At 72.5% G+C, this 26,900-nt stretch carries 28 protein-coding genes and 1 riboswitch; of the genes, 17 read left to right on the top strand and 11 right to left on the bottom strand.

The window, feature by feature from the left end; translation table 11 throughout:
* The first annotated feature begins 10 nt into the window (after positions 1-10).
* The 10 genes from ABD999_RS04345 (at position 11) to ABD999_RS04300 (ending at position 11,502) form a co-directional block, all read left to right on the top strand.
* Positions 11-604: a phosphoribosylanthranilate isomerase gene (locus ABD999_RS04345; protein WP_271276566.1), complete on the top strand. Its 594-nt coding sequence runs from the start codon at positions 11-13 to the stop codon at positions 602-604.
* Between the two features lie 61 nt (positions 605-665).
* The gene (locus tag ABD999_RS04340; protein ID WP_271276567.1) at positions 666-1,427 is read left to right on the top strand and encodes a GNAT family N-acetyltransferase; all 762 of its coding nucleotides are present in this window, start codon (positions 666-668) and stop codon (positions 1,425-1,427) included.
* A gap of 63 nt (positions 1,428-1,490) precedes the next feature.
* Entirely contained in the window at positions 1,491-2,072 is a 582-nt protein-coding gene (gene clsA, locus ABD999_RS04335; RefSeq protein WP_261808589.1) for a cardiolipin synthase ClsA, read from the top strand.
* A gap of 3 nt (positions 2,073-2,075) precedes the next feature.
* Entirely contained in the window at positions 2,076-4,577 is a 2,502-nt protein-coding gene (locus ABD999_RS04330) for a mannose-1-phosphate guanyltransferase (protein WP_219544407.1), read from the top strand.
* Positions 4,578-4,834: 257 nt separating this feature from the next.
* Positions 4,835-5,347 carry a double zinc ribbon and FHA domain-containing protein gene (locus ABD999_RS04325; RefSeq protein ID WP_148031965.1) on the top strand — a complete coding sequence of 171 codons (513 nt, stop codon included), beginning with the start codon at positions 4,835-4,837 and terminating at the stop codon, positions 5,345-5,347.
* A 23-nt stretch (positions 5,348-5,370) separates the two neighbouring features.
* Positions 5,371-5,997: a transcriptional regulator FtsR gene (gene ftsR / locus ABD999_RS04320; RefSeq protein ID WP_148031964.1), complete on the top strand. Its 627-nt coding sequence runs from the start codon at positions 5,371-5,373 to the stop codon at positions 5,995-5,997.
* 106 nt (positions 5,998-6,103) lie between these two features.
* Positions 6,104-6,574, top strand: a complete 471-nt coding sequence (locus ABD999_RS04315) for a bifunctional nuclease family protein (RefSeq protein WP_148031963.1) — start codon at positions 6,104-6,106, stop codon at positions 6,572-6,574.
* Between the two features lie 148 nt (positions 6,575-6,722).
* Complete coding sequence (locus tag ABD999_RS04310) at positions 6,723-7,343, top strand: MerR family transcriptional regulator (RefSeq protein WP_148031962.1); 621 nt, start codon at positions 6,723-6,725, stop codon at positions 7,341-7,343.
* A gap of 51 nt (positions 7,344-7,394) precedes the next feature.
* Positions 7,395-7,486: riboswitch (glycine riboswitch) on the top strand.
* A gap of 154 nt (positions 7,487-7,640) precedes the next feature.
* Positions 7,641-10,472, top strand: a complete 2,832-nt coding sequence (gene gcvP, locus ABD999_RS04305) for an aminomethyl-transferring glycine dehydrogenase (protein ID WP_271276568.1) — start codon at positions 7,641-7,643, stop codon at positions 10,470-10,472.
* Between the two features lie 160 nt (positions 10,473-10,632).
* The gene (locus ABD999_RS04300; protein ID WP_271276569.1) at positions 10,633-11,502 is read left to right on the top strand and encodes a tetratricopeptide repeat protein; all 870 of its coding nucleotides are present in this window, start codon (positions 10,633-10,635) and stop codon (positions 11,500-11,502) included.
* A gap of 699 nt (positions 11,503-12,201) precedes the next feature.
* On the opposite strand, the gene ABD999_RS04295 is transcribed toward ABD999_RS04300, so the two are convergent.
* Complete coding sequence (locus ABD999_RS04295) at positions 12,202-12,549, bottom strand: hypothetical protein (protein ID WP_148031959.1); 348 nt, start codon at positions 12,547-12,549, stop codon at positions 12,202-12,204.
* Between the two features lie 83 nt (positions 12,550-12,632).
* Between ABD999_RS04295 and ABD999_RS04290 the strand changes: the two genes are divergently transcribed.
* Positions 12,633-13,226, top strand: coding sequence for an alpha/beta hydrolase family protein (locus ABD999_RS04290; RefSeq protein WP_271276570.1), 594 nt, complete (start codon positions 12,633-12,635; stop codon positions 13,224-13,226).
* 16 nt (positions 13,227-13,242) lie between these two features.
* On the opposite strand, the gene ABD999_RS04285 is transcribed toward ABD999_RS04290, so the two are convergent.
* Entirely contained in the window at positions 13,243-13,440 is a 198-nt protein-coding gene (locus ABD999_RS04285; RefSeq protein WP_148031957.1) for a DUF5999 family protein, read from the bottom strand.
* Positions 13,441-13,650: 210 nt separating this feature from the next.
* Complete coding sequence (locus ABD999_RS04280; RefSeq protein WP_187281432.1) at positions 13,651-14,211, bottom strand: TetR/AcrR family transcriptional regulator C-terminal domain-containing protein; 561 nt, start codon at positions 14,209-14,211, stop codon at positions 13,651-13,653.
* A gap of 123 nt (positions 14,212-14,334) precedes the next feature.
* On the opposite strand from ABD999_RS04280, the gene ABD999_RS04275 reads away from it, so the two are divergent.
* Complete coding sequence (locus ABD999_RS04275) at positions 14,335-14,733, top strand: hypothetical protein (RefSeq protein ID WP_271276571.1); 399 nt, start codon at positions 14,335-14,337, stop codon at positions 14,731-14,733.
* A gap of 147 nt (positions 14,734-14,880) precedes the next feature.
* On the opposite strand, the gene ABD999_RS04270 is transcribed toward ABD999_RS04275, so the two are convergent.
* The 3 genes from ABD999_RS04270 to ABD999_RS04260 form a co-directional block, all read right to left on the bottom strand.
* Positions 14,881-16,203 (bottom strand): RNA polymerase sigma factor, encoded by a 1,323-nt coding sequence (locus ABD999_RS04270; RefSeq protein ID WP_271276572.1) that lies wholly within the window; start codon positions 16,201-16,203, stop codon positions 14,881-14,883.
* Between the two features lie 179 nt (positions 16,204-16,382).
* Positions 16,383-16,676, bottom strand: a complete 294-nt coding sequence (locus ABD999_RS04265; protein WP_148031953.1) for a hypothetical protein — start codon at positions 16,674-16,676, stop codon at positions 16,383-16,385.
* A gap of 43 nt (positions 16,677-16,719) precedes the next feature.
* Positions 16,720-17,865, bottom strand: a complete 1,146-nt coding sequence (locus tag ABD999_RS04260; protein WP_271276573.1) for an AMP-binding protein — start codon at positions 17,863-17,865, stop codon at positions 16,720-16,722.
* Positions 17,866-17,946: 81 nt separating this feature from the next.
* Here ABD999_RS04260 and ABD999_RS04255 point away from each other — a divergent pair, with 81 nt between their 5' ends.
* Positions 17,947-18,840, top strand: coding sequence for an o-succinylbenzoate synthase (locus tag ABD999_RS04255; RefSeq protein WP_271276576.1), 894 nt, complete (start codon positions 17,947-17,949; stop codon positions 18,838-18,840).
* A complete protein-coding gene (gene menD / locus ABD999_RS04250) occupies positions 18,837-20,495 on the top strand; it encodes a 2-succinyl-5-enolpyruvyl-6-hydroxy-3-cyclohexene-1-carboxylic-acid synthase (RefSeq protein ID WP_271276574.1) in 1,659 nt (552 codons plus the stop codon). Before ABD999_RS04255 ends, menD begins: the two co-directional genes overlap by 4 nt.
* A 10-nt stretch (positions 20,496-20,505) precedes the next feature.
* Here menD and ABD999_RS04245 read toward each other — a convergent pair whose 3' ends face one another.
* Complete coding sequence (locus ABD999_RS04245) at positions 20,506-20,838, bottom strand: STAS domain-containing protein (protein ID WP_187281190.1); 333 nt, start codon at positions 20,836-20,838, stop codon at positions 20,506-20,508.
* Between the two features lie 218 nt (positions 20,839-21,056).
* Positions 21,057-21,797 (bottom strand): GntR family transcriptional regulator, encoded by a 741-nt coding sequence (locus ABD999_RS04240; RefSeq protein ID WP_219544414.1) that lies wholly within the window; start codon positions 21,795-21,797, stop codon positions 21,057-21,059.
* 128 nt (positions 21,798-21,925) lie between these two features.
* On the opposite strand from ABD999_RS04240, the gene ABD999_RS04235 reads away from it, so the two are divergent.
* Positions 21,926-22,705, top strand: coding sequence for an inositol monophosphatase family protein (locus tag ABD999_RS04235; protein ID WP_148031947.1), 780 nt, complete (start codon positions 21,926-21,928; stop codon positions 22,703-22,705).
* Positions 22,706-22,722: 17 nt separating this feature from the next.
* On the opposite strand, the gene ABD999_RS04230 is transcribed toward ABD999_RS04235, so the two are convergent.
* Both ABD999_RS04230 and ABD999_RS04225 read right to left on the bottom strand, forming a co-directional pair.
* Complete coding sequence (locus ABD999_RS04230; RefSeq protein ID WP_345482578.1) at positions 22,723-23,412, bottom strand: HAD family hydrolase; 690 nt, start codon at positions 23,410-23,412, stop codon at positions 22,723-22,725.
* 12 nt (positions 23,413-23,424) lie between these two features.
* Positions 23,425-24,075: a GntR family transcriptional regulator gene (locus tag ABD999_RS04225; RefSeq protein ID WP_246639647.1), complete on the bottom strand. Its 651-nt coding sequence runs from the start codon at positions 24,073-24,075 to the stop codon at positions 23,425-23,427.
* A 61-nt stretch (positions 24,076-24,136) separates the two neighbouring features.
* Here ABD999_RS04225 and ABD999_RS04220 point away from each other — a divergent pair, with 61 nt between their 5' ends.
* Both ABD999_RS04220 and ABD999_RS04215 read left to right on the top strand, forming a co-directional pair.
* Positions 24,137-25,324, top strand: coding sequence for a CaiB/BaiF CoA transferase family protein (locus ABD999_RS04220; RefSeq protein ID WP_271279821.1), 1,188 nt, complete (start codon positions 24,137-24,139; stop codon positions 25,322-25,324).
* A complete protein-coding gene (locus tag ABD999_RS04215) occupies positions 25,321-26,136 on the top strand; it encodes an HpcH/HpaI aldolase/citrate lyase family protein (RefSeq protein ID WP_271279822.1) in 816 nt (271 codons plus the stop codon). Before ABD999_RS04220 ends, ABD999_RS04215 begins: the two co-directional genes overlap by 4 nt.
* 13 nt (positions 26,137-26,149) lie before the next feature.
* Here ABD999_RS04215 and ABD999_RS04210 read toward each other — a convergent pair whose 3' ends face one another.
* Complete coding sequence (locus ABD999_RS04210) at positions 26,150-26,791, bottom strand: TetR/AcrR family transcriptional regulator (RefSeq protein WP_271279823.1); 642 nt, start codon at positions 26,789-26,791, stop codon at positions 26,150-26,152.
* Between the last annotated feature and the right edge of the window lie 109 nt (positions 26,792-26,900).

Below are 26,900 nucleotides of genomic sequence, written 5' to 3'. Positions count from 1 at the left end.
TCTCGTTCCTGTGTACGTGAAGATCTGCGGCCTGACCGATCCCGGCCACGTGGCCGCGGCCGTCGAGGCCGGCGCCGACGCCATCGGCTTCGTGCTGACCAGCAGCTCGCGCCGGATCACGCCCGAGCGGGCCGCCGAGCTGGGGGCCCTGGTGCCGCCGGAGGTGCTGACCGTGGGCGTCTTCCGCGGCGAGGACCCCGCCACGGTCCGGGCCGCGGCGCTCGCCGCCGGGGTGCGGGCCGTCCAGCTCCACGGCCACCACCCGCACGGCGACTTCACCGCGCTCAAGGACCTCGGCCGCACCCTGATCAGGGCCGTCGACGCGCGGGCCGACCTGCGGTGCGGCGCCTTCGACGAGAGCATGCTCATCGTCGACGCGCCCCGGGCGGGCTCCGGCGAGCCGTGGGACTGGTCGGCCGTCCGCGGCCGCTCTTCGGGGCAGTGGCTGCTCGCGGGCGGCCTGGCGCCGTCCAACGTCGCCGAGGCGATCGCCGCCGCCCGCCCTTGGGGGGTCGACGTCTCCAGCGGCGTCGAGACCGCTCCCGGCGTCAAGGACCCGGCGCTGATCGCCGCCTTCGTCGACGCCGCGCGCGCCGCCTCCTGACGCGCCCCCTCAGGGCGAGGTGACGCGCTCTCGGAGCGCCATGGGGAACGGAGTCGACGGGATGTCCGGGGAACGCTTACAGAGCGGGGAGCGGGCGCAGGAGTTCCTGCGCGGGTTCGCGCGGCGGCGGGCGCCGCGGGTGGTGCCGGTGCCCGGTGGCTTCGGGGTGCTCGACGATCGCTACGCGGCCTCGTACGACGACAACAAGCTCGTCGTGTGGCACGGTGAGGACCCGCGGGCCGTGCTAGCGGCGGCGGAGGAGGTGCTGGGGGCGCGTGGCCACCGGATGGTGTGCGTGCTCGACGACCGGCTCGGCCGGGAGTTCGCGCCCGCGTTCGCGGCGGCGGGCTACCGGCACGAGGAGAACGTGCTCATGGCCTACCGCGGCGACCCGCCCCGCGTCCCGCACGCCGAGGAGCTCTCCCTGGCGGTGCTGCTGCCCGTGCTGCGCGAGACCTGGCGCGAGACGCTGCCGGACGCCGGCGACGAGGTGGTCGAGCAGCTCGCCCGGCGGGCCGAGACCAGACTGCGCGGCGCCGGCCGGGTCGGGTTCCGCGGCGTGCGCAGCTCCGGCGGCGAGATCGCCGCCCGCGCCGACCTGTACGTCCATGACGGCGTGGCGCAGATCGAGGACCTGGTGACCGCCGTCCCGCATCGGGGCAGGGGGCACGCACGCGCGCTGATGCTCTCACTCCTGGCGGAGGCCACCGCGGCGGCCGGGCTGGTGTTCCTGGTGGCCGACGCGGGCGACTGGCCCAGGGAGTTCTACGCCCGCCTCGGATTCGCGGAGATCGGCCGCACGCACGACTTCGTCCGCGCCTGACGGCGGGAGCTTGGCCGGATGCGGCCCCGCTGGGCCGGAAGTTCGCGCAGTAGGGTCTGGGGCGTGAGTGAAACTTCCGCCGAGGACCGAATCTGGACGGTTCCCAACCTGCTGAGCTTCCTGCGTCTCCTTGGCGTGCCCGTGTTCCTGTGGCTGGCTCTGGGGCCGCGGGCCGACGGGTGGGCACTCGGGGTGCTCGCGGTGGCCGGGTTCACCGACTGGCTCGACGGGAAGATCGCTCGCGCGTTCAACCAGACCAGCAGGCTCGGGCGGCTGATCGACCCGGCCGCGGACAAGTTGTACGTGTTCGCGACCATTGTGGCGCTGCTGGTGCGGGAGATCATCCCGTGGTGGCTGGTGGCCGTGATCCTGGCCAGGGAAATCTTCGTCGCCTGTTCCTTCCCTGTACTCCGCAAGCATGGATATCGGGCACTTCAGGTGCATTTCCTGGGCAAGGCCGCCATGTTTAACCTCATGTATGCCTTCCCTCTCCTCTTCCTTGCCTCCCACACGGGGTGGTATGCCGAAGTGGCCCGCATCGTCGGGTGGGCGTTCGCGCTGTGGGGAACGGGCCTCTACTGGTGGGCAGGCGTGTTGTACGTGCTACAGGTGCGCCGGCTCGTGACCGCGACCACGAAGGAGTGAGCGGTGAAGGCGGTTGTCATGGCGGGCGGCGAAGGCACCCGGTTGCGGCCGATGACGGCCAACCAGCCCAAACCCCTGCTCCCCGTGGTCAACCGTCCGATCATGGAACATGTGCTGCGCCTGCTCAAACGGCACGGCATCACCGAGACCGTGGTCACGGTGCAGTTCCTGGCCGCGCTGGTGCGCAACTACTTCGGCGACGGCGACGAGCTCGGCATGCGCCTGCAGTACGCGACCGAGGACGTGCCCCTGGGCACCGCGGGGAGCGTGAAGAACGCCGCCGCCCGGCTGCGTGACGACCGTTTCCTGGTCATCTCCGGCGACGCGCTCACCGACATCGACCTGACCGACATGATCCGCTTCCACCGCGACACGGGGGCGCTCGTCACCATCGGGCTCAAGCGGGTGCCGAACCCGCTCGAGTTCGGCATCGTCATCGTCGACGAGGCCGGGCGGGTGCAGCGCTTCCTGGAGAAGCCCACCTGGGGCCAGGTCTTCTCCGACACCGTCAACACCGGCATCTACGTCATGGAGCCCGAGGTGCTGGGCGACGTCCCCACCGGCGAGCCCGCCGACTGGTCGGCCGACGTCTTCCCCAGGCTGCTGGAGCGCGGCGCCCCCATCTACGGCTACGTGGCCGACGGCTACTGGGAGGACGTCGGCAGCCACGACAGCTACCGCAAGGCCCAGGCCGACGCCCTGTCCGGCAAGGTCAGGCTCGACATCGGCGGCTTCGAGGTGTCGCCCGGCGTCTGGGTGGCCGGCTCCGCCTCGGTCGAGCCGGACGCCGTGCTCAAGGGGCCGCTGTTCGTCGGCGAGTACGCCAAGGTCGAGGCCGGCGCCGAGCTGCGCGAGTACACGGTGCTCGGCAACAACGCGGTGGTGCGCGAGGGCGCCTTCCTGCACCGCGCGATCGTGCACGACAACGTCTACCTCGGCCCCGGCACCCACCTGCGCGGCTGCGTGATCGGCAAGGCCACCGACGTGATGAGCGGCGCCCGCATCGAGGAGAACGCGATCATCGGCGACGAGTGCGTCATCGAGGCCGAGGCGTACGTCTCCAGCGGGGTCAAGATCTACCCGTTCAAGACCATCGAGGCCGGCGCGGTCGTCAACACCAGCGTCATCTGGGAGTCGCGCGGCCAGCGCGGCCTGTTCGGCCCGCGCGGGGTCAGCGGGCTGGTCAACGTCGAGATCACGCCCGAGCTCTGCGTCCGGCTGGCCAGCGCGTACGCCACCACGCTGAAGAAGGGCGAATACGTCGTCACCTCGCGTGACTCCTCGCTGGCCGCCAGGGCGCTCAAGCGGGCCGTGATCGGCGCGCTCAACGCCAGCGCGATCAACGTCCACGACCTCGAGGCGGCGCCGCTGCCGGTGGCGCGCTTCCACACCGCCAGGGGCACCGCCGCCGGCGGCATCACGCTGCGCACCACCGCCGGCGACCCGCAGAGCGTCGACATCGTCATCATGGACGACCGCGGCGCCGACCTGCCCCCCGGCGCCCAGCGCAAGCTTGAGCGGGTCTTCTCCCGGCAGGAGTTCCGCCGCGCCTTCCCCGGCGAGATCGCCGAGCTGACCTTTCCGGCCAGGGCGGTCGAGGACTACTCGCACGAGCTGCTGGGCCGGGTCGACATGACCGGCGTGCGCGGGATGAAGGTGGTGGCCGACTGCGCGGGCGGCACCTCCTCGCTGGTGCTGCCGCGGTTGCTGGGCCGGGCCGGGATCGAGGTGCTCACCGTCAACGCGGTGCTGGACGACCTGTCGCCCACCGAGACGATCGCCGAGCGCCGGCGCGACCTGCAGCGGCTGTCGGAGCTCGTGAGCTCCTCACGCGCGGCCTTCGGCGTCAGGTTCGACCCGGTGGGGGAGCGCATCGCGCTGGTGGACGAGCAGGGCCAGCTCATCAGCGAGGAGCGGGCGCTGCTGGTGGTCCTCGACCTGGTGGCCGCCGAGCGCAGGGGCGGGCAGGTGGCGCTGCCCGTCACCACCACCCGGGTCGCCGAGCAGGTGTGCCGCTTCCACGGCGTGCAGGTGCGGTGGACCTCGACCGCCGTCGACGCGCTCACCTCGGCCGCCGGCGACCCCGGCATGATCTTCGCCGGCGACGGGCGGGGCGGCTTCGTGGTGCCCGAGTTCAGCCCGGCCATCGACGGGCTGGCCGCGTTCATGAGGCTGCTCGGGCTGGTGGCCCGCACCCGGCTCTCGCTCAGCCAGATCGACGCCAGGATCCCCGAGGCCAAGCTGCTCAAGCGGACGATCCCGACGCAGTGGGCGGCGAAGGGGGCGGTGATGCGCTCGGTCATCGAGGCGGCCGAGTCGAGCGGCGACGGTCACCGGATCGACACCACCGACGGGGTGCGGGTGGTCGGCGACGACGGCAGCTGGGTGCTCATCCTGCCCGCCGCCACCGAACCGGCGACCGACCTGTGGGCGGAGGCGTCGGACGTCGACACCGCGCAGATCCTGCTCGAACGCTGGGCCCAGGTGGTCGAGCAGGCGACATGATCCATAACAGGCCGGATCCTGTCCACGATTTGTCTGGAAGGACCGCAAGATCGTAATGTTAAGACGCGCGGCGGCATGGACCTTCAGGTAGGGGCGGTTGTAACTTTGTCAGCGTCCGAACCTGTCGTCCAGCGCCCCGCCTTGACCTTTGCCGCTGATCAGCGTAAGTTGCGGCATTCGCCAAAACGTGAAGAGCGAAGCGAGGCGCGCCCCGAGCACCGTTGCCGCGACTTCGCGGTAGGAGGCCGAGCCGATCGATGCCGAGCGTCTACTGCACGCAGTGCGGGCATGCCAACCCCGAGGATGCCCGTTTCTGTTCCCGTTGTGGGACCCAGCTGACCAGACCCGAGGTCTCCGGGGACACGACATCGACGATCTCTGTCGCGGGAATAGAGGCGTACGAGGCTGAGACCGGCGACATGCTGCTGGCCGAGCGGGCGCTGGTGGAGCAGCTCCCGCCGGGCGCGGCGCTGCTCACCGTCACCAGGGGGCCCAACCAGGGCAGCCGGTTCCGGCTCGACAAGGAGCTGACCACCACCGGCCGCCACCCGGAGAGCGACATCTTCCTCGACGACATCACGGTCTCGCGCCGTCATGTCGAGTTCTACCGCCATCGCGGCGGCCAGTTCTCGGTGCGCGACGTGGGCAGCCTCAACGGCACCTACGTCAACCGGGAGCGCATCGAGGAGGTCCCGCTCCACTCCGGGGACGAGGTGCAGATCGGCAAGTTCCGGCTGCTGTTCCTGATGCGGACCCCCGCCGGCGCATGAGCTCACAGGCGGCACGCTCGCACATGAGCATCGGGGAGGTGCTCGCCCTGCTGCAGGGCGAGTTCCCCGACGTCACGATCTCCAAGATCCGTTTCCTGGAGGGCGAGGGGCTGATCGAGCCGGAGCGCACCCCGTCCGGCTTCCGCAAGTTCACCCACCTGCACGTCGAGCAGCTGCGCTACATCCTGACCGAGCAGCGCGACCACTACCTCCCACTGCGCGTGATCAAGGACAAGATGGCCGAGAGCTTCGGCCGCCCCCGCGCGCTGCACGACAAGCAGGAGGTCAAGCTCACCCGGGCCGAGCTGCTGGAGTCCGCGGGGCTCGACGAGGAGACGCTCACCGAGCTGGAGGACTACGGGCTGCTGGCGCCGGTCGCCCGGCGCTACGACGAGGAAGCGCTGAAGATCGCCCGGGCCGTGGGCGGGCTGGCCCGCTTCGGCCTGCACGCCCGTCATCTGCGCGCCGTCAAGGCCGCGGCGGAGCGGGAGGCCGGTCTGGTCGAGCAGACGGTCGCGCCCATACTCAAACGCCGCAAGCCCGGCGCGATCGGTGAGGCCGACGAAGCGGCCAGGGAGCTGTCGGCGCTCCTGCTCGACCTCCATGCCGCCCTGCTGCGTACGGGGGTTCGTGGCGTTCTGGGCCGATGAGCGGCCTGCGGGACATTCAGGGCTCGGCGGGTGTTACGTTGAAATGCAGAAGCGGACCAGCGATGACCTGAGCCGGGCCACCGGCCAGTCGAATATGGAGCAGCCCGTGTTGCAGATGGAGGTAGTGGGCGTTCGGGTAGAAATGCCCACCAATCAGCCGATCGTTCTGCTCAAGGAGGCACACGGGGAGCGGTTCCTGCCGATCTGGATCGGCATGACCGAAGCGACGGCCATAGCGCTGGCACAGGCCGACGAGCCGCCGCCCCGGCCGCTCACCCACGATCTTTTCAGGGACGTGCTGAGCGCGCTCGGCGTGGGTCTGCGCGCCGTCAACATCGTCGCTCTGCGTGACGGCATCTTCTTCGCCGACCTCGTGTTCTCCAACGGCGTGGAGGTCAGCGCCCGGCCCTCCGACTCGATCGCGCTGGCGCTGCGCACCGGAGCCCGCATCTTCGCCAGCGAGGAGGTGGTCCAGGAGGCCGGTGTGATCATCCCCGACGACCAGGAGGACGAGGTGGAGAAGTTCAGGGAGTTCCTTGACACGATCTCACCCGAGGACTTCGGCCGGGCGGGGTAGGTATTTCAGTGCATTTACGCTTCACGACGCGCCGAGCCGGATCGTTGACTGAGCATGGTCACGGTCCTACGGTGCAAGTGAAACCCGTGGTCGACCTTTTACGAACCCCCAGATGAGGCCACGGGATGAGAGAAAGCCGGAGGTCCGCGTGGCGGTCAGCAGCGGCGAGGGAAAGACGGCCGGCCAGGAAGATCCGGTGCGGCGCGAGAGTGCGCGGCAGCGTGCCGGAGAACAAGGATTGCTCTTCGACGAGCAGCCTGCCACGCTGCCGGACGACATCGGATACCGCGGGCCGACAGCCTGCGCGGCGGCCGGCATCACCTACAGGCAGCTCGACTACTGGGCGCGCACGGGCCTGGTGGAGCCCACGATAAGAGCCGCGCACGGCTCCGGCTCCCAGCGCCTCTACAGCTTCCGCGACATCCTGGTCCTGAAAGTCGTCAAGCGGCTCCTCGACACCGGAGTCTCCCTCCAGCAGATCCGCACCGCCGTCCAGCATCTGCGCGACCGCGGGGTCGCCGACCTCGCGCAGATCACGCTGATGAGCGACGGCGTCAGCGTCTACGAGTGCACCTCGGCCGACGAGGTCATCGACCTTCTCCAGGGCGGTCAGGGCGTGTTCGGCATAGCGCTCGGCCGGGTCTGGCGCGAGGTCGAAGGATCCCTCGCGGAGCTGCCGGGGGAACGGGCGGCGGTCGTGGACGACGTCCCGGCCGACCATCCCGCTGACGAACTGGCCCGGCGGCGGCGCGCGCGCCGCATCGGGTGACGCCCCGTACCACCCCAATTAGGGTCGAGGCTGTAATCTAGGACATGCTGACGACCCCGTGCGGGAGAGTCCCCGGCACCGCCGGGGCGCCGAAGGAGCAACCCTCCCCGGAATCTCTCAGGCGCCCGTACCGCTCGGGTGAGGCAACTCTGGAAAGCAGGTGCGTCCGCCAGGCGCACTTCACCGACGGTGCAAGCCCCGTAGCGGGGTGAAGCTCTCAGGTCGCCATGACAGAGGGGGAGATCCGGCATACGCCCGCGCCCAGCGCCGGTCTCCACAGCCTCGGGAGGCATCTCCATGACCGACCTGTCAGCACCGCCGTTCTCCAGCAGGCACATCGGGCCCTCAGCGGCCGAGCAGCAGCGCATGCTCGAGGCCGTCGGCTTCGAATCGGTCGCGGACCTGGTCGCGGTGGCCGTGCCCGAGGCCATCAGGGCCAAGGACCGGCTCAAACTGCCGGCCGCCGCGAGCGAGGCCGAGGCCATCGCCGAACTGCGCGCCCTCGCCGGCCGCAACCAGGTGCTCACCTCCATGATCGGCCTCGGCTACCACGACACGGTCACGCCCGCCGTCATCCGCCGCAACCTCCTGGAGAACCCGGGCTGGTACACCGCCTACACCCCGTACCAGCCGGAGATCTCGCAGGGCCGGCTGGAGGCGCTGCTGAATTTCCAGACCGTCGTCTCCGACCTCACCGGCCTGCCCGTCGCCGGGGCGTCCCTGCTCGACGAGGCCACCGCCGCGGCCGAGGGCATGACGCTGGCACGCCGCGCCGGCAAGGCCAAGAGCCCGGTGTTCGTGGTGGACGCCGACACGCTGCCGCAGACCAAGGCCGTGCTGGCCACCCGCGCCGAACCGCTCGGCATCGAGCTCGTCGAGAGCGACCTGACCGGCGACCTGCCCGAATGCTTCGGCGTGCTGGTCCAGTACCCCGGCGCGTCCGGGCGGCTGCGCGACTTCCGCGCCGTGGCCGAGCGGGCGCACGAGGCCGGCGCGCTGGTCGTGGCCGCCGCCGACCTGCTGGCGCTCACGCTCCTGGCCGCCCCGGGCGAGCTCGGCGCCGACATCGCCGTCGGCTCCTCCCAGCGGTTCGGCGTGTCGTTCGGCTACGGCGGGCCGCACGCCGCCTACATGTCCGTACGCGAGGGACTGCAGCGCCAGATGCCCGGCCGCCTGGTCGGGGTGTCGGTCGACGCCGACGGCGCGGCGGCGTACCGGCTGGCCCTGCAGACCCGCGAGCAGCACATCCGCCGCGAGAAGGCCACCAGCAACATCTGCACCGCGCAGGTCCTGCTCGCGGTCATCGCCGGCATGTACGCCGTCTACCACGGGCCCGACGGGCTGCGGCGGATCGCCCGGCGGGTGCACCGGCACGCCGCCGCGCTCGCCGCGGGGCTGCGCGAGGGCGGCGTCGAGGTCGTGCACGCCGAGTTCTTCGACACCGTGCTGGCCCGCGTCCCCGGCCGGGCCGCCGGCATCGTCGCCGCGGCCGCCGAGCGCGGCGTCAACCTGTGGCAGGCCGACGCCGACCACGTCTCCATCGCCTGCGACGAGAAGACCGGCGCCGCCGAGCTCGCCAAGGTGTGGGCGGCCTTCGGCGTCGAGCGCGCGGACGCCGCCCTGGACGCCGTGGACGACGCGCTGCCGTCCTCCCTGCTGCGCGAGTCGGACTTCCTCACCCACCCGGTGTTCAACACCCACCACAGCGAGACCTCGATGCTGCGCTACCTGCGCAGGCTCCAGGACAAGGACATCGCGCTCGACCGTTCGATGATCCCGCTCGGCTCCTGCACGATGAAGCTGAACGCGACCACCGAGATGGAGCCCATCACCTGGCCCGAGTTCGCCGGCATCCACCCGTACGCGCCCGAGGCGCAGGCGCTCGGCTACGGCGAGCTCATCCGGACGCTGGAGGACTGGCTCGCCGAGGTCACCGGCTACGACAAGGTCTCCATCCAGCCGAACGCGGGCTCCCAGGGCGAGTTCGCCGGGCTGCTGGCCATCCGCGCCTACCACCGCGCCAACGGGGACACCGGGCGCGACGTCTGCCTCATCCCGTCGTCCGCCCACGGCACCAACGCCGCCAGCGCCGTCATGGCCGGCATGCGGGTCGTGGTCGTGGCCTGCGACGACGACGGCAACGTCGACCTGGCCGACCTCGACGCCAAGATCGGCAAGCACCGCGACCGGCTGGCCGCCATCATGGTCACCTACCCGTCGACGCACGGCGTCTACGAGGAGACCGTCACGGAGATCTGCGCCAAGGTGCACGACGCCGGCGGCCAGGTGTACGTCGACGGGGCCAACCTCAACGCGCTCGTCGGCCTGGCCAAGCCCGGCGAGTTCGGCGCCGACGTCTCCCATCTCAACCTGCACAAGACGTTCTGCATCCCGCACGGCGGCGGCGGGCCCGGCGTCGGCCCGGTCGCCGTCCGCGCCCACCTCGCCCCCTACCTGCCCGGCCACCCGCTGCGCGACGGCTCGCCCGTCGGGCCCGTCTCTGCCGCTCCGTACGGCTCCGCCGGGATCCTGCCGATCTCGTGGGCGTACATCAGGATGATGGGCAGCGACGGCCTCACCGCAGCCACCGAGCAGGCCATCCTGTCGGCCAACTACCTCGCCCGCGGCCTCGCCCCGCACTACCCCGTCCTCTACACCGGCAGGGGCGGGCTGGTCGCCCACGAGTGCATCGTCGACCTGCGGCAGATCACCAAGGAGACCGGCGTCACCGTCGACGACGTGGCCAAGCGGCTCATCGACTACGGCTTCCACGCGCCCACCATGTCCTTCCCCGTCGCCGGGACGCTCATGATCGAGCCGACCGAGAGCGAGGACCTGGCCGAGCTGGACCGGTTCGTGGACGCGATGGTCGCCATCCGCGCGGAGATCGCCAAGGTGGCCTCCGGCGAGTACGACCCGGCCGACAACCCCCTGCGGAACGCCCCGCACACCGCGGAGGCGCTGACCGCCGACGAGTGGAGTCACCCGTACTCGCGGAGCGAGGCGGCCTATCCGGTGCCGTCGCTGCGCGAGGACAAGTACTGGGTGCCGGTGCGGCGGATCGACCAGGCGTACGGCGACCGCAACCTGGTGTGCTCCTGCCCGCCTCTGGAGGCGTACGAGGACTGACAACGGCGGTCCAGGCCCGGCCCTGCGCGGCCGGGCCTGTTCGCGTTCCAGGGGGGCATTTCGGACCAATCGGGCGTCAGCCAGACCGATGGGGTCAACCGAGCAGACATGATCGCGAGAACTCGTTAGGCTCGGGGCGTTCGTCGCCGAAGGAGCTCTCTTGACGTTCTCAGAGCTGGAGACCCCGCCGCTCGACACCGCCCGCCGCCTGGCCGAAGGCGGTGACCTCGACGGCGCGGCCGCCATACTCGCCGAGCTCGCCGCGCAGCCCGGCAGCCCCGATCGGGCGCAGGCCGCCGTGGGGCTCGCCGTGGTGCTCGACCAGGCGGGCGACGTGGAGGGGGCGCGGGCCGCCGCCAGGACGGCGCTGGCCACCGGGCATCCCGAGTTCGCCGCCCAAGCCGCCTGCCACCTCGCCCAGGGGTTCGAGCGTGAAGGGCGGCTGGACCAGGCGCGCGGGGCCTGGCAGGCCGTGCTCGGCGTCGGCACCCCCTCGTACGTGCCGCTCGCGCACCTGGCGCTGGCCCGGCTGGCCGGCGAGGTGGGCGACTACGACGAGGCGGAGGCCGAGCTGCGCGCCGCCATCGAGACGGGCCACCAGAGCGGGGACGGCGCCCCGGCCGACGGGGAAGCGTCGCGTGAGGGTTCTCAGCCGGACGGACCCGTCGCCGAGGTGCGGGTGCACGCCGCGCAACAGCTCGCCGACCTGCTGATCGGGCGCGAGGAGCCGGGGGAGGCCGCCGACGTGCTGCTCGACGCACTGGAGGACGCCGCCTCCGGTGAGGACGCGGCGCGGTTGCGCGTGCAACTCGGCATCGCGCACCTGGAGATGGCCTGCGCCGAGTTCGCCGAGGCCGTCGAGCAGGGTGGCGAGGCGCAGGTGAGCGCGCTGGCGATCGAGCTGCTGGCCCGCACGCTTCCCCTGCGCGGCCGCGACGACGCCGCCGGGCAGGTGTGGGCGTACGGGCTGGAGCACCAGGACGAAGGCCTGGCGGCCGAAGTACGCCTCCGCTACGACCGCGACACCTGAGCCGACCCCACAGCTTTCGAGTCAGGGCACCGTTGTGCGTGCCCCGCAGTGATTTTCGAACACAGGCCACCGTCGATGAGTCCGGAAGCGTGCCGACGGCCACCGGGTAGTGCGGGCGAACTGCGGTTGAGAACCTCTCCAGGCCGCGCCGGCTCTGCCCTCTCATGGGTTGCGGATCGCAGCTGACCGCATGGGAACCCGATGGGTCACGGGTGGACGAGGTGGAGGGTGCGCAGCTGACCGTGTGAGAACCCTTCGGCCCGCGTCAGTGGTCGGTCTGCTCGTGTGGAGTGCGGGCGATCGCTTGAAAGCCTCTCGGCCGCGTCATGGTCGATCTCGTCCGCTTGGGTTGTGGAGTGAGGGCAGCCGTGTGATCCCTTTCGGGTGTGGGCGGCTCGCCGCTGTGGGTTGACGGGGCGGGCGGCCGATTCTCGGCGGCAGGTCAAGACCTTTTCGGGAACCCCCACGGGTCGGGCGCCGCAAGGCGTGCCTTCGGCCCGCTCAGCTCGCCGTAGTTCCAGGGGCGTGGTGGCCGGGCTTGCCTTGACCGTAACAGGCGGCGCATCAGCGCGCTGGCGGCAGGTCAAGACCCTTTTTGGGAACCCCCACGGGTCGGGCGCCGTAAGGCGTGCCTTCGGCCCGCTCGGCTCGCCGGAGTTCCGGGGTGGCGCCTGGGGGAGAGGGGGACGGGGTTGGCCGTCAGGGGCGGCGCATCAGGGCGCCGGCGGCGGCGATGTTGATCAGGACGATGGACAGCCAGGCGACGATCAGCCCCACGGTGCCCGCCTGGCTGGCGGCGATGGCCGTCAGCGGGACGCCGATGCCCATCGAGCCCAGCGCGATCGGCACCATGGAGCGGGAGCTGTCGTTCTTGCGCTTGGTCTCCTTGCCGCGCCGCTTGAGCTCGGCTTCGACCCGGGCCGCTATCGTCGCGTCGAGCCGGTCGGCCAGGGAGTCGACAAGAGCGGGCTCGTAGTCGGGGCCGAGGTCGCGGCGGGCGTCGATCGTCGCCCGCAGTTCGTCGCGGACATCCCTCTCCGGTTGCATAGAGGACATCCTGCCCTGTCCGGAGGCGCGCCGTCATCAGACCTGGGAGCTATGTTGAGCTCCTCCCCAGGTACGGTGCTGCCATGGAGATCATGACTCCCCGGGGGCCGGCGCGTGTCGACGTCGACCAGGAGGAGCGCGGCCGGCTGCTGCTGGTGCTGACGCACGGGTCGGCCGGGGGAGTCGACGCGCCCGACCTGCTGGCGGTCCGCGAGGCGGCCCTCGGCATGGGCGTGACCGTGGCCAGGGTGACACAGGCGTTCAGGATGGCGGGGGCGCGGGCGCCCGGATCGGCCGAGCGGCAGGACGAGGCGTGGCTGGCCGTGCTGGCCGAGCTGCGCGGCCGGTGGCCCGGGCTGCCGCTCGTGCAGGGCGGCCGGAGCAACGGGGCGCGGGTCGCCTGCCGGACCGCGCGGGCGGCCGGGGCGGTGGCGGTGGTGGCCCTGGCGTTCCCGCTGCACCCGCCCGGCAAGCCGGACCGTTCCAGGGCGGACGAGCTGCGCGGCGCCGGAGTCGATGTGCTGGTGGTGAACGGTGACAGGGACCCGTTCGGCGTGCCCGACGCGGCGGACGCGACGCGGCTCGTGGTGCTCCCGGGAGAGGGGCACGACCTGAAGAAGGAACCCGCCCGGGTGGGCGAGGTGGTCGCCGACTGGCTGACCCGTTATCTCGGGTAACCGGTCGGCGGTGCGCTCAGGCTGCCCCGACCAGCGGGTCGGGGCGGTGCGGGGCGATCGCGGTGCCGCCGGGCAGCAGCTCACCGGTGTCCTCGAACAGGACGACCCCGTTGCACAGCAGACTCCACCCCTGCTCGGGGTGGCAGGCCAGGGTGCGGGCGGCTTCGCGGTCAGGCGCGTCGGCAGACGGACAGACCGGGTCGTGCGGGCACATCGGCGTGCCTCCGATATCTCGTGGATGGCCCCCGATCATGGAGTCGGGAGCGGCTCGGGTTTCTCTTTCCAGTAAGTGTGCAGCAAGTGTGCGATGTGCGTCACACGTTCCGACATAGCCCGTTTGGACTGTTAAGGGAGGATCCCCTGGAGTGTGACCTCCGACACAGCGTGCCTTATGCAGGATAACGGGCCAAGCATGACACGCACACTAGGTTTGGAGCCCTCGGAGCAACGCGTCGAGCCCGCGTTCGAAGTCGGCGTCGGCGTCGCGGTCGCGCCGCACCCACTCGTCCACCTCGGGGTCGGCCCAGCCCGAGCGCTGCACCTCGACCGCGACGCTGCCGAAGACGAAGGCCCGCAGCGTGCGCACGGCCTCCTCGGCGCCGGGCAGGCCGCCGTCGGCGAGCTGCTCGATCTGCTCCCCGATGGCGATGACGGTGGCGCCCTTGGGCGGCTTGGTGAGCGCCAGCGCCAGCACGCCGGGATGCTCGCGCAGCATCTCCCGACTGGCCCTGCACCACGCCCTGGCGGTCTCCTGCCAGGTCGCCGCCTGCTCGACGTGGACGGCGGTGACGTGTTCGGCCAGGGCGTCCATCAGCGCCTCCTTGCCGCGCGGCAGGTGGTGGTAGATGGCCATGGCCTCGACCTGGAGGGCGTCGCCGAGCCTGCGCATGGTGAGCCTGCGCAGGCCCTGGCTGTCGGCGATGTGCAGGGCGGCCTCGATGATGCGCTCGCGGGACAGGGGGACCGGTGGTCGCTTGGCGGGCATGGTGATCATCTTACTATGTAAAGGAGGCTGCGCCGGAGTGCCGCGCCGGACCGGTTACGGGGCGGGGGCGCGGAGCGCGTACCCTGGTCGCTGATAAGAACGACAGCGTGAAGGGCAGAGTCGATGGCGTTTTTCCGTCCGCGGGTGAGCCGCGAGGCCGAGGTCCGCTACCACGCGGATCTGGAGATCTCCAAGCGCTACCCCGAGCTGCTCGGCAGGGCCAGGGAGGCGGAGCAGGTGCTGCGTGACCTGCGCGCCGCCGACGCCGACGAGATCGAGCTGCGGGCCGCGGGCCGGGCGCTCGACAAGGAGCTGACCGAGGCGCTGCGCGCGGCCGAGGCGGGGCAGCGGGCGGCGTTCGGGGTCAAGTCCTACGACGACCGCATCGCCCGGCGCAAGGCCAAGGCGACGCCCAAGGGCGCCATGTGGACCATGGAGGTGGAGCAGCTGCGCACGCTCCGCGAGGAAAACAGGATGTGGGGCATCCCGCGCGTGCCCCGTCCCGTGCCCTCCGCCAGGTGACCGGCCTCCCCGGGCGGTGAGCCCGGGCCGGCCGCCAAGACGCAGACGAGCCCCGGCGCAGGCCGGGGCTCGTCGCGTTCGCCGGGTCAGCCGGCCCGGGTACGGTCAGGCGGGGTTCATCCCGGCCGGGCCCGGCGGTGACCCCGGTCAGCTGGCCCAGTCGAGCAGCGGGCGGGTGTTGCTCGGGTGGCGCAGCTTCGACAGCGACTCCTTCTCCAGCTGGCGGATCCGCTCCCGGGTGAGCCCGAGGTGCTTGCCGATCTCGTCCAGCGTGTGCGGCTTGCCGTCGATCAGGCCGAACCGCAGCGCCATGATCTTCGCCTCGCGCGGCGACAGGTTCTGCAGCACGCCCCGCAGCTGGGCGCCGAGGAGCTGCCGGTCGACGATCTCCGACGCCTCCGGCGAGTCGACGTCCTCGATCAGGTCGCCGATCGTGGTCTCGCCGTCCTCGCCGATCGTCGCGTTGAGCGAGATCGGCTGGCGGCTGGTCCGCATCAGCTCCTCGATCTGGTCGGGCGTCCTGTCCAGCTCCACCGCCAGCTCCTCCGGCGTGGGCTCGCGGCCCATCCGCTGGTGCATCTCACGCTCGACGCGCGACAGCTTGGAGAGCATCTCCAGCACGTGCACCGGCAGCCGGATGGTGCGGGCCGAGTCGGCGAAGCCGCGCTGGATCGCCTGGCGGATCCACCACATGGCGTAGGTGGAGAACTTGAAGCCCTTGGTGTAGTCGAACTTCTCCACGGCCCTGATCAGGCCGAGGTTGCCCTCCTGGACGACGTCCAGCAGCGACATGCCGCGGTCGGTGTACTTCTTGGCCACCGAGACCACCAGCCGGAGGTTGGCCTCCAGCATGTGGTCCTTGGCCGCCTTGCCGTCCTCCGCCACGAGGAGCAGCTCCTCGCGGTCCTCGGGGGACAGGTCCGGCTCACTCTCCAGCTTGTGCTCCGCGTACAGGCCGGCCTCGATCCGGCGGGCCAGGTCGACCTCCTCGGCGGCGGTGAGCAGGGTGCGGCGGCCGATGGACTTCAGGTAGGTGTGCACCGAGTCGCCCATGGCGGACTGGTGGTCGTCGAGGTCGAGCGCCTCGGTCTCCAGCTCGGCCTCCTCCGGCTCCAGCGCGGCGTCGTCGGGACCCTCCGCGTCGATCTCCGTCTTCACCTCGGCGGCCTTTGCCTCCGGGGCCTTGGAGTCGGTAGTCTTTGAGCGCGAAGCCTTCCTGGTGGAGCGCTTGGCCTCGGGCTTGTTCGCAGGCCGTCCTGCGGCCTTCTTCGGGGTGGTCGGCTCGTTCTCGGCGGCCAGGTTCACCCCTGACTCGGTGAGCTCGCGCAAGATCGAGCGGCCCTCGGCCGGGGTGATGCCGGCCTGGGCGAAAGCGTCGCGCAGCTCCGCGAGAGAGAGGCGGCCCTGGGCTCGCCCTCGGTCAATCAGTTGCTCGAGGGTGGCGGCTGGGGCCACAGCGGTTCGGGGCATGAGGACACCTCCTCCATAACGGAGTGGAAGCGAAATGTAGGCGGGTGTGGTGGCGCGGCCCCGGCTCCGGCCGCTCTACTCACCAGTATCAATAACGCCATGCGGCGCGATTTGTTCCCGTGACGCGAAAAAGGGCGGGCCGCCCGGACGGCGGCGCGCCCTCGCGGGTCCTGATCGCGCTATTCGCCGATCTCGAACTCCCCGACCTCCGGCATGGGCATCGGCTGGGCGTCTTCCAGGCGCTCGTCGGTCCAATATTGGAGGACGTCCTCCGGGTCGGGGTTGACCCCGGTGGACACCACGATGTCGGTCGGCTCGGAAGGGGGCGGGCTGACCTGCTCGACGACGGCCCTGGTCGACTGCCTGACCTGGTCGAGCCTGCCCGCCGAGGCGGCCGCCGCGACCCAGACGCCGCCGGCGACGACGACGCCCACCACTGCCGCGGACGCCCACGTCTTGCGGGACTGGTTCATCAAGGCTCCCTCCTTCTCCCCACTATGACGCATCCGCACTTCATCAGGTTCCGGACTTCAGCCGCAACAGATCAGGTTTGCCGTTGGGCAGCAGCGGAAGCCGGGGCAACACGCGCAGGTCGCGCGGCGCGGCGTACGGCGGCAGCCGGTCGTCGCAGTAGGCGCGCAACTGCTGGAGTGTGGGCGGATTCACAGGGTCGGCGGGCACCACGGCGGCCACGACCACCTCGCCCCACTCGGGATCCGGCCTGCCGACCACCGCCACGTCCGCGATCGCGGGATGGCCGCCCAGCACGGTGGCCACGGCGCCCGCCACCACCTTCTCGCCGCCGGTATTGATGACGTCGTCGGCCCGGCCCAGCACCCGCAGCCGGCCGCCGGACAGCTCGCCCAGGTCGGAAGTGACGAACCAGCCGCCGTCGAACGGGCCGGGCTCGCCGGAGCGGTAGCCGGAGAACAGCACGGGCCCCGACACCAGGATGCGCCCGTCCTCGCCGATCTTCAGATCTACATTGTAAAGAGGGCGGCCGTCGTACACGCACCCGCCGCTCGTCTCGCTCATCCCGTACGTGGTCACGATCGAGGCGCCGAGGTCGCGGGCCTCGTCGAGCAGGCCGGGACGCGGAGCCGCGCCCCCCAGCAGGATGGTGCGGAACCCGGACAGGTCGGCTCCCAGCTCGACCAGCCTGTGCAGCTGGGTGGGCACCAGCGACACGTGGTCGGCGCCCGCGCCGAGCACGGCCCGCGGGTCGAAGCGCTCGTGCATGATCGGCTCGCTCCCGGCCAGCAGCGAACGCACCAGCACCTGCAGCCCCGACACGTGCGAAGCGGGCAGGCAGCACAGCCACCGCTCGCCCTTGGCCGCCCCCAGCCGCCGCAGGGAGGACGCCGCCGAGGCGCGCAGCGCCGTCGCCGACAGCATGACGCCCTTGGGCGTGCCCGTGCTGCCGCTGGTCGCGATGACCACCGCCACGTCAGGCGGCACCCCGTGCCCGCCGTCGCGCGGCTCGCCGTCGACGTGCGTGGGCCGCAGCGCGGCGATGGCGGCGCCGGCCTGCCCGGGGGTGAGCGGCAGCACCGCGGGGCCCTCGCCTGACAGCGCGTCGCGGACCGCCGCGTACAGCTCGGGGCCTGCGGGCCGCACGACCGCGTTCAGCGGACGGTCCGGATGCGACGGGTTTCTCCACATGCTCGTAAGGTTAGTGACGTCAGAACGGGCAAGGCGGCAGGGAGGGTCGTGACGCGTTCCCCCGTGGTGTTCCGGATTCCGATGCGCACCAGGTTCCGTGGTCAGACCGTCAGGGAAGGGGTCCTGTTGCGAGGGCCCACCGGATGGGGCGAGTTCTCGCCGTTCCCCGAGTACGGGCCGCGCGAGTGCGCCCGCTGGCTGGCCTGCGCGCGCGAGGCCGCGTTCGAGGGCTGGCCCGAGCCGGTGCGCGACACGGTCCCGGTCAACACCACCGTGCCCGCCGTCGGCCCCGAGCAGGCGCACGCGATGGTGCGGCGCTCCGGATGCGGCACGGCCAAGGTCAAGGTGGCAGAGCCGGGCCAGCGCTTCGCCGACGACCTGGCCAGGGTGGAGGCGGTGCGCGACGCGCTCGGCCCGTCCGGCAGGCTCCGCGTGGACGTCAACGCCGCCTGGGACGTCTCCCAGGCGGTGCGCCGGCTCAAGGAGCTGAACCGGTTCGACCTGGAGTACGCCGAGCAGCCCTGCGCCACCCTGGACGAGCTCGCCGCCGTGCGGCGGGCCTGCGACGTGCCGATCGCGGCCGACGAGTCCATCCGCCGCGCCGAGGACCCGCTCCGGGTCAGGGCGGCGGGGGCGGCCGACATCGCGGTGGTGAAGGTCCAGCCGCTGGGCGGGGTGCGTGCGGCGCTGCGCGTGGTGGAGGCGTGCGGGCTGCCCGCCGTCGTGTCGAGCGCCGTGGAGACGTCCGTGGGGCTGGCCGCCGGCCTGGCGCTGGCCGCCGCGCTGCCCGAGCTGCCGTACGCGTGCGGGCTCGGCACGATGTCCCTGCTGGAGGGCGACGTGGTGGCCGATTCGCTGGTCCCGGAGGGCGGCGTGCTCACCGTGCGCCGTCCGGACGTGGACCCCGGGCGGCTGTCGGCATTCGAGATCGATTCTCCGCCGTGGCTGCGGCGGATGCAGGAGGCGTCACTGTGAACCCCGCCACCGCGCTGGCCACGGTCCTGGTCGACGAGCTGGTGCGCTGCGGCCTCACCGACGTCGTGATCGCGCCGGGCTCCCGGTCGGCGCCGCTGGCGCTGGCCGCGCACGCCGAGTCGAGGCTGCGCCTGCACGTCCGCGTCGACGAGCGGTCGGCGTCCTTCCTGGCGCTCGGCCTGGCCAAGCGGACCGACCGGCCGGTGGCGGTGATCTGCTCGTCGGGCACGGCCGCGGCCAACTTCCACCCGGCGGTGATCGAGGCCGCCGAGTCCGGCGTGCCGCTGCTCGTGCTGACCGCCGACCGGCCGCCGGAGCTGCGCGGCACCGGCGCCAACCAGACGATCGACCAGCTCAAGCTGTACGGCACCGCCACGCGCTGGTTCGCCGAGCTGGGCGTGCCCGAGGACCGGCCCGGCCAGGTGGCCTACTGGCGGTCGCTGGCCTGCCGCGCCTACCAGCGCGCGCTCGGCCCCGGCGACCCCGGCCCGGTCCACCTCAACCTGCCGTTCAGGGAGCCGCTGCTGCCCGACGGCGACACCTCCTGGTGCGAGCCGCTCGGCGGCGACGCGAACGGCCCGTGGGTGCGGGTCCGCGTCGCGCCGCCGCCGGTCGCCCTGCACCTCCCGCCGACCAGGCGCGGGGTCCTGGTGGTCGGCGACGGCGCGCCCAACGTGCGCCGGTACGTCGCCGCGGCGGGGATGGCCGGCTGGCCGGTGCTGTCGGAGCCGCAGGGCGGCGGCCGCTACGGCGACCACGCCGTGTCCACCTACCACTTCCTGCTCGGCATGCCGGAGTTCGCCGACGCCCACCCGCCGGACGTGGTGGTCACGCTGGGCAGGCCGGGCCTGTCGCGCCCGCTGCTGTCGTGGCTGACGCGCGCCCCGGAGCACATCGTGGTCGCCCCCGACCTCGACCGCTGGCCCGACCCGACCCGCTCGGCCACCCAGGTGGCCCAGGCGGTGGAGATCCCGGTGGCCTCCGGCGACGACGCCTGGCTGCACGCCTGGCGGCGGGCCGACCAGGCGGCCAGGGCGGCGATGGACGAGGTGCTCGACTCCTCCGGGCTGAGCGAGCCGAGGCTGGCCCGCGACCTGGTCGACGCGCTGCCGAACGGGGCGCTGCTGTTCTGCGGGTCGTCGATGCCGATCCGCGACCTGGACCAGGCGATGCGGCCGCGGCGCGGCATCAGGGTGATGGCCAGCCGGGGCGCGTCCGGCATCGACGGGCTGGTGTCGACGGCGATGGGGGCGGCGCTCGGCCACAACGGGCCCTCCTACGGCCTCATCGGCGACCTGTCGTTCCTGCACGACCAGAACGGCCTGGTGCTCGGCCCCCGCGAGCCGCGCCCGGACCTGTGCCTGGTGGTGGTCAACAACGACGGGGGCGGCATCTTCTCGATGCTGCCGCAGGCGGCCGTGCGCGACCCGTTCGAGCGCGTCTTCGGCACCCCGCACGGGGTGGACCTCGGCTACGTCACGGCCGCGACCCGCACCCCTCACACCCTCGTGGAGGACATCTCCGAGCTGCCGAAGGCGCTGCGGGGGGAGGGGCCGCGGGTGGTGGAGGTGCGCACGGACCGCGAGTCGAACGCGCTCGTCCACGCGCGGCTGAAGGACGCCGCGCAGGAGGCGGTGCGCGCCGCGCTCGCCTGAGCGCGCGCCGTCAGTTCCGCTCCGCGCCGGCGGTGCCGAAGAGCTCGTCCAGACCGGTGACGCGCATGAGCCCGGACGTCCTGGGCGACACGCCCGTCAGCGTGAGCCCGGCCTCGCACTGGCGTGCGCGCCGCTGGACGGCGACGAGCACGCCCAGGCCCGCCGCGTCGATGAAGGCCAGCCCGCCCAGGTCCAGGACGATCTCCGCGGGGCGCGCGATCGTGTCCAGCAGCTCCAGCACGTGGGCGCGGAGCAGCTCCCTGGAGGCGATGTCCAGCTCCCCGCCGACCGATACGGTCACGACGTCGTCGCGCACGCTCGTCGTCAGGTGGAATGCGTGCATGGGACCCCTCGCGGTGAACGTCGTCGCGCGACGCCAGGGGGGTCCCGCCGCCGTCCCGGGGGACTCGCCGGTGTGAGGGGCCGGCGGGCCGCGGGCCGGACGGCGCATGTGCGTCGCCGTACGCTGTCACGCTGGATGCTAGCGGGGGGTCGGCGTGTTTCGCCGGAAGAACCCGATTCCCTGAGGGTAATCGGCATAGATCCCGAAACCGTACGAGGTCAGCGCTCTATGAGCGTGACCTCCAGCGAATAGTGGGAGGCGCGGTAGACGTGGGAGCCGTGCTCGACGGCGCGGCCCTGGTCGTCGTAGGTGGTGCGGACCATGGTCAGCAGCGGGGCGCCGCGGCGCTCCGCGAGCAGCCGCGCCTCGGCCTGGCTGGCGGCCCGCGCGCCGATGCGCTGGTTGGCCACCCGCATCCGCACGCCCGCCCCGCGCAGCAGCTCGTACAGGCCCCGGCTCTGCAGGCCTTCGGGGGTCAGCGGGGCCAGCCCGATCGGGAGCCAGTTGTGCAGCAGCGCCAGCGGCTCACCGGCGGCGAACCGCAGCCGCTCCAGGTAGAGCACCTCGGTGGCCGGCTCGACGCCGAGGATGCCGGCGACCTCCTCCTCGACCACGCGGGGCTCCAGCCGCAGCACCTGGGTGGCCGGCTCCTGCCCGGAGCGGCGCAGGTCGTCGTAGAGGCTGGTCAGCTCCACCGACCGCTTGACCTGGCCGTGGACCACCTGGGTGCCGACGCCGCGCTTGCGTACCAGCAGGCCTTTGTCCACGAGATACTGGATCGCCTGGCGGATCGTGGGCCGCGAGAGGCCGAGCTTGTCGGCCAGCAGGATCTCGTTGTCCAGCCGGGAGCCGGGGGCCAGGTCACCCCGCCGGATGGCCTCGGCGATCTGCTCGGCCACCTGGAAGTAGAGCGGCACGGGGCTGGATCGATCCAGGTCGATCGCCAGGTTCGCGGTCATGCTGATCAGGTTATCCGAGGTAAGAATGTCCTGACAAATATCTCTTCCCCTGAGTACGAGGGCGGTTCGGGCCGGGTGACCCCGACCTGCCATGGTTGTCGGTGATGACTGTTTCTCTTGGGGGGATCATGGACACGACCACACTGCTGGAGACCGCCGCCGAGGCCGCCAGGGCCGTGGGGCCGCGGCTGCGGGAGGCGTTCCGTTCGAGGCCCGAGGTGGCCGTGAAGCGCGACTTCCACGACCCGGTGACCGAGCACGACAAGGCGGCCGAGGAGACCATCCGGGGCGTGATCGAGGGCCGTTTCCCCGGCAGCGCGATCGTGGGGGAGGAGGGCGGCACGACCGGCTCCGGCGAGCTGGTCTGGTATGTCGACCCCATCGACGGCACCGCCAACTTCGCGGCCGGCCTGCCGTTCTTCTGCGTGTCGATCGCCGCCGCCGTCGGGGGCGAGCTGGTGGCAGGAGTGGTGTACGACCCCGTACGCGAGGACGAGTTCACCGCCACGACCGACGGCGCCTGGTGCAACGGGGCGCCGATCCGCAGCGCGGGCGCGGCGCGCGACCGCGAGGCGATGCTGCTGTGCAGCTACCCGTCGCCGCTGGACCTGGAGGTCGACGGCGAGGAGGGGCTGCGCCGCTACGGGCGGCTGGTGGACGCCTTCGCGGCCGTGCGCAGGCCCGGCAGCGCCGCGCTCAACCTGGCGCACGTCGCGGCCGGCTGGGCGGACGCGGTCTACGGCACCCGCGCCCAGCCGTGGGACGTCGCGGCGGGCGCCCTCCTGGTCCACCGGGCAGGCGGCGTCTACCTGGGCGACCCCCTGGCCCCCGGCGACTACCTCGCGCACGTGGGCGGCTTCGACCTCGCCTCGTCCGCCCTCGCGGAGGTGGCCGTGGAGAAGCGGTAGGCGCATCGTGCCCGGTGTCAGGGGGCGTGCACCAGGGGCGGGAGGTCGGCCAGGGTCGTGATGCGGGGGAAGCCGTCCGGGGGCGGGGAGACGCCGAGGCGGTCGAGCCAGACCGAGCGCATGCCCGTCACCGCCGGCCCCGTCACGTCCTTGGCGATGTCGTCGCCGACCAGCAGGACCTCCTCGGGCGGCAGCCCGAGCGCGGCGGCGGCCGCCGTGTAGCAGGCCGCCGCCGGCTTGTAGCAGCCGCCCAGCACCTCGCCCGTCAGCACCGGGCCGGCCAGCCCGTCCAGGCCGATCGCGCGCACCTTCTCCTCCTGGATCTCCTGGGCGCCGTTGGTCAGCACCCCGAGCCGGAACCCGCCGAGCGCCGCCAGCGTCCGCGCCGCGTCGGGGAAGGCCACCCAGCCGCGCCGGTAGTGCTCGGCGAACCCGGCGAAGGCCGCGTCGAGGTCGGCGGGCACCTCGATGGCGAGCTCGGCGCAGAGCGCGCGGACGCGGCGGCGCCGCTGCTCCTGCCAGGAGCACTCGCCCGCGTGCCAGGCCGCCAGGTGGGGCTCCTCCAGCGCCGCCCAGAGCGCGGGCGCGTCGCCGAGCCTGGGGTGGCCGGGAGCCCGCTCCGCCACCCAGGCGCCGATCGCCGTGTCGGCCGCGGTGCGGTGGTCGAGGAGGGTGCCGTCCAGGTCGAACAGAATGCCGTTGATCACGTTTCCATCCTGTCAGGCGTTCCTGCGGTACTCGCCGGCCTCGCGGACATGGCCGGCCATGACGCGCTCGGCCGCCTCGCCGTCGCCCCGCTCCAGCGCCGCCAGCACGCCGGCGTGCGCGTCGAGGTGCCGCCGCGCCTGTCCGGGGTCGAGCCACTGGGAGGCGGCGGCCGGGACGGGGAAGCTGTTGCGCACCGCCCTGGCCTGCTGGCCGAGGAACGCCGGGCCGCCGATGTCGGTGATGCGCAGGTGGAAGTCCCTGCTCCGCTCGCCCAGCCGGTCGTGGCGGCCCGCCTCCGCGTCACGGGCCATCGACGCGTGCAGATCACGCAGCCAGGCCAGCTCGCCCGCGGTGATCCGGGCCGCCGCCAGCCGCGCGCCCAGGCCCTCGACCACCGCGCGCAGCCCGTAGAACTCCTCCAGCGCGTCGTCGCCCAGCTCGACCACCGTCGCGCCGTGGTGCGCCTCGTAGCTGATCAGGCGGTCCTTCTCCAGCCTGCGCAGCGCCTCCCGTACCGGAGTGACGGAGACGCCGAGCCGGCGGGCGACCGCGCCGGCGCGCAGCGCGGTGCCGCCGGGGATGCGGGCGGTGCGGATCTCCTCCAGCAGCACGCTGTAGACGTAGTCGGCCTTGCTCATCGGCGGCCGATGGTCGGCGGTCATGGGTCAAGTGTCTCTCGAATGCCAGTTGACCTATGACATATTTCTTATAAGTTACATAACCATGACAAGCCTCGCGGGACTGCGGGTCATCGACGCCGCCACGCTGTTCGCCGGGCCCACCGCCGCGATGATGCTGGGCGACTTCGGCGCCGACGTGATCAAGATCGAGCATCCGAGGCGCGGCGACCCGGCGCGCGGTCACGGGGCCGCGGCCGACGGGGTGGGGCTGTGGTGGAAGACGCTCTCGCGCAACAAGCGCGCCGCCGCCGTCGACCTGTCGCGGGCCGAGGGGCAGGAGATCCTGCGCCGCCTCGCCGACGGCTGCGACGTGCTCGTGGAGAACTTCAGGCCCGGCACGCTGGAGCGGTGGGGGCTCGGGCCCGAGGTGCTGCTGGAGCGCAACCCCCGGCTGATCGTGGCGCGGATGACCGGGTTCGGGCAGTTCGGGCCGATGGCCGCGCGGCCCGGGTTCGGCACCCTGGCCGAGGCCATGAGCGGGTTCGCGGCGATGACCGGGGAGCCCGACGGGCCTCCCACGCTGCCGCCGCTCGCGCTCGCCGACGGCATCGCGGGCCTCGCCATGGCGTACGCGATCATGGTGGCGTTGCGTGCCCGTGAGCACACCGGGCGCGGCCAGGTCGTCGACCTGGCCATCATCGAGCCCATCCTCGCCCTGCTCGGCCCGCAGATGACCGCCTACAAGGCCCTCGGCGTGGTGCCGAGGCGCACCGGCAACCGGTCCTCCAGCAACGCGCCGCGCAACACCTACCGCACCCGCGACGGACGCTGGCTGGCCATCTCCACCAGCGCCCAGCCGATCGCCGAGCGGGTGATGACCCTGGTCGGGCGGCCTGACCTGGTCGAGCAGCCCTGGTTCGCCAGCGGCGCCGGGCGCGTCGCGCACGTCGAGGAGCTGGACGAGGCCGTCGCCTCCTGGATCGCCGCCCGCGACGCCGCCGAGGTCGTCGCCCGCTTCGAGGAGGCGCAGGCCGCGGTCGCGCCCGTCTACGACGTCGCCGACATCGCCGAGGACCCGCAGTACGCGGCCCTGGACACGTTCGTCGAAGTGCCCGACGAGGAGCTGGGCGCGGTCACCGTGCAGAACGTGCTGTTCCGGCTGTCCGGCACGCCGGGCGAGGTGCGCTGGCCGGGCCGCGGTCTCGGGCGCGACACCGACGCCGTGCTCGGCGAGCTCGCGTACCCGGCGGGGGAGATCGCCCGGCTGCGCGAGGCCGGGGTGATCGCGTGAGGATCCCCGTCACCTGGCTGTACGTGCCGGGCGACCGGCCCGAGCGGTTCGCCAAGGCGGCCGACTCCGGCGCCGACGTGGTCATCATCGACCTGGAGGACGCGGTCGCGCCCGCCCGCAAGGACGAGGCCCGCGCGAACGCGGCCGGCTACCTGCGCTCCCGCCCTCCGGGAGGGCCGCCGGTGCACGTGCGGGTCAACGACCTGACCACCCAGCGCGGGCTGGACGACCTGGACGAGCTGGGCCGGTCGGCCGACGCCGTGCGGCTGCCCAAGGTGGAGTCGGCGACCGCGCTCGACCTGGTGGAGCGGCTGGGCGTGCGGGCGTACGCGCTGCTGGAGTCGGCGGCCGGGATCCTGGAGGCGCGGGCCGTCGCCGCCCACCCGTGCGTCGACGGCATCGCGCTCGGAGAGCAGGACCTGGCGGCCGAGCTGGCCATCACGGGCGGGCCGGCGCTGGACCACCTCCGGCTGCGGGCGGTGCTGGCCGCCGCCGCGGCGGGGCTGCCGCCGGTGCCCATGGCGGTCTATCCGGACGTACGGGACGAGGCCGGGCTGGCCGCGTCGTGCGCGGAGGGGCGGGCGCTCGGCATGTTCGGGCGCACGGCCATCCACCCGCGGCAGATCCCGGTGATCAGGGCCGCCTTCCGGCCGACGCCGGAGGAGACGGCGCGGGCCGCCGAGATCGTGCAGGCGGCCGACGCCGCGGGCGCGGGCGCTTTCGCCCTGCCGGACGGCCGCTTCGTCGACGCGCCGATCGTGGCCCGCGCCCGCCGGACCCTCGTCCTCTCCACCCAGCTCGCCGACTCCTGACGGCCCGGGGACGTCAGGCCCCGGGGATCCAGCGTCGTCCGAGCTCCTCGTCGTCGGGGGCGGGGCCGGGGAGCGCGCGGCGGGCCGGGGGGAGACGGAGCGAGTCGATGACGAGCGCCAGGTAGCGGTGGCGGAGCTCGGCGGTGCGCCGCTCGTCGCCGAGCTTGACCGAGGCCAGCTGCTCGAACAGGAGCGCGATGTCGGCGGGCGTCACGTCGGGCCGGAGCACCCCGGCCTCGACGGCCCGCCGGTGCGCCTCCACCGCCAGCCGGGAGGCCCGCGCCGAGTCGGCGAAGAGCTCCTCCGTCGGCTGGAACGTCCCCGCGAGCCTGATCGTCAGCGAGCTGCTGTCGGCGTCCACGATGCCGCGCAGGTACGCCGCGAACACCTCCCACGGGTCGCCCTCGTCGTCGTCCACCGCCCGCTGCGCCACCTCGATGTACCGCTTGAGCCCGTCGCCGCAGAGCTTCTGCAGCAGCGCCTCCTTGCTGGGGTAACGCCGGTAGAGAGCGCTGATGCCGACGCCGGCGCGCTCGGCCACGGCGGCGATGGGGGCGTTGGGGTCGGCGGTGAAGACGGCGCGGGCGGCCGCGAGGATCAGCTCGTCGTTCCTCGCGGCCTGGGCCTTGCGGCCGCTCATGGGTGCGGTGGTCATGCCTCCGAGCTTATCGGAACGAAGAATTCCGTTCTAGCTCAGTTAGTCCGCATGTCTATACATAGAGTTGATATTGGGGTAGAACCGGGGGCGAGCCCAACGCTCTGGA

The organism is Nonomuraea ferruginea, assembly GCF_039540635.1.
GTDB classification, from domain to species: domain Bacteria; phylum Actinomycetota; class Actinomycetes; order Streptosporangiales; family Streptosporangiaceae; genus Nonomuraea; species Nonomuraea ferruginea.
Note: the sequence above shows the minus strand (reverse complement) of the source record. Positions and strands in the feature narration are given on the sequence as shown.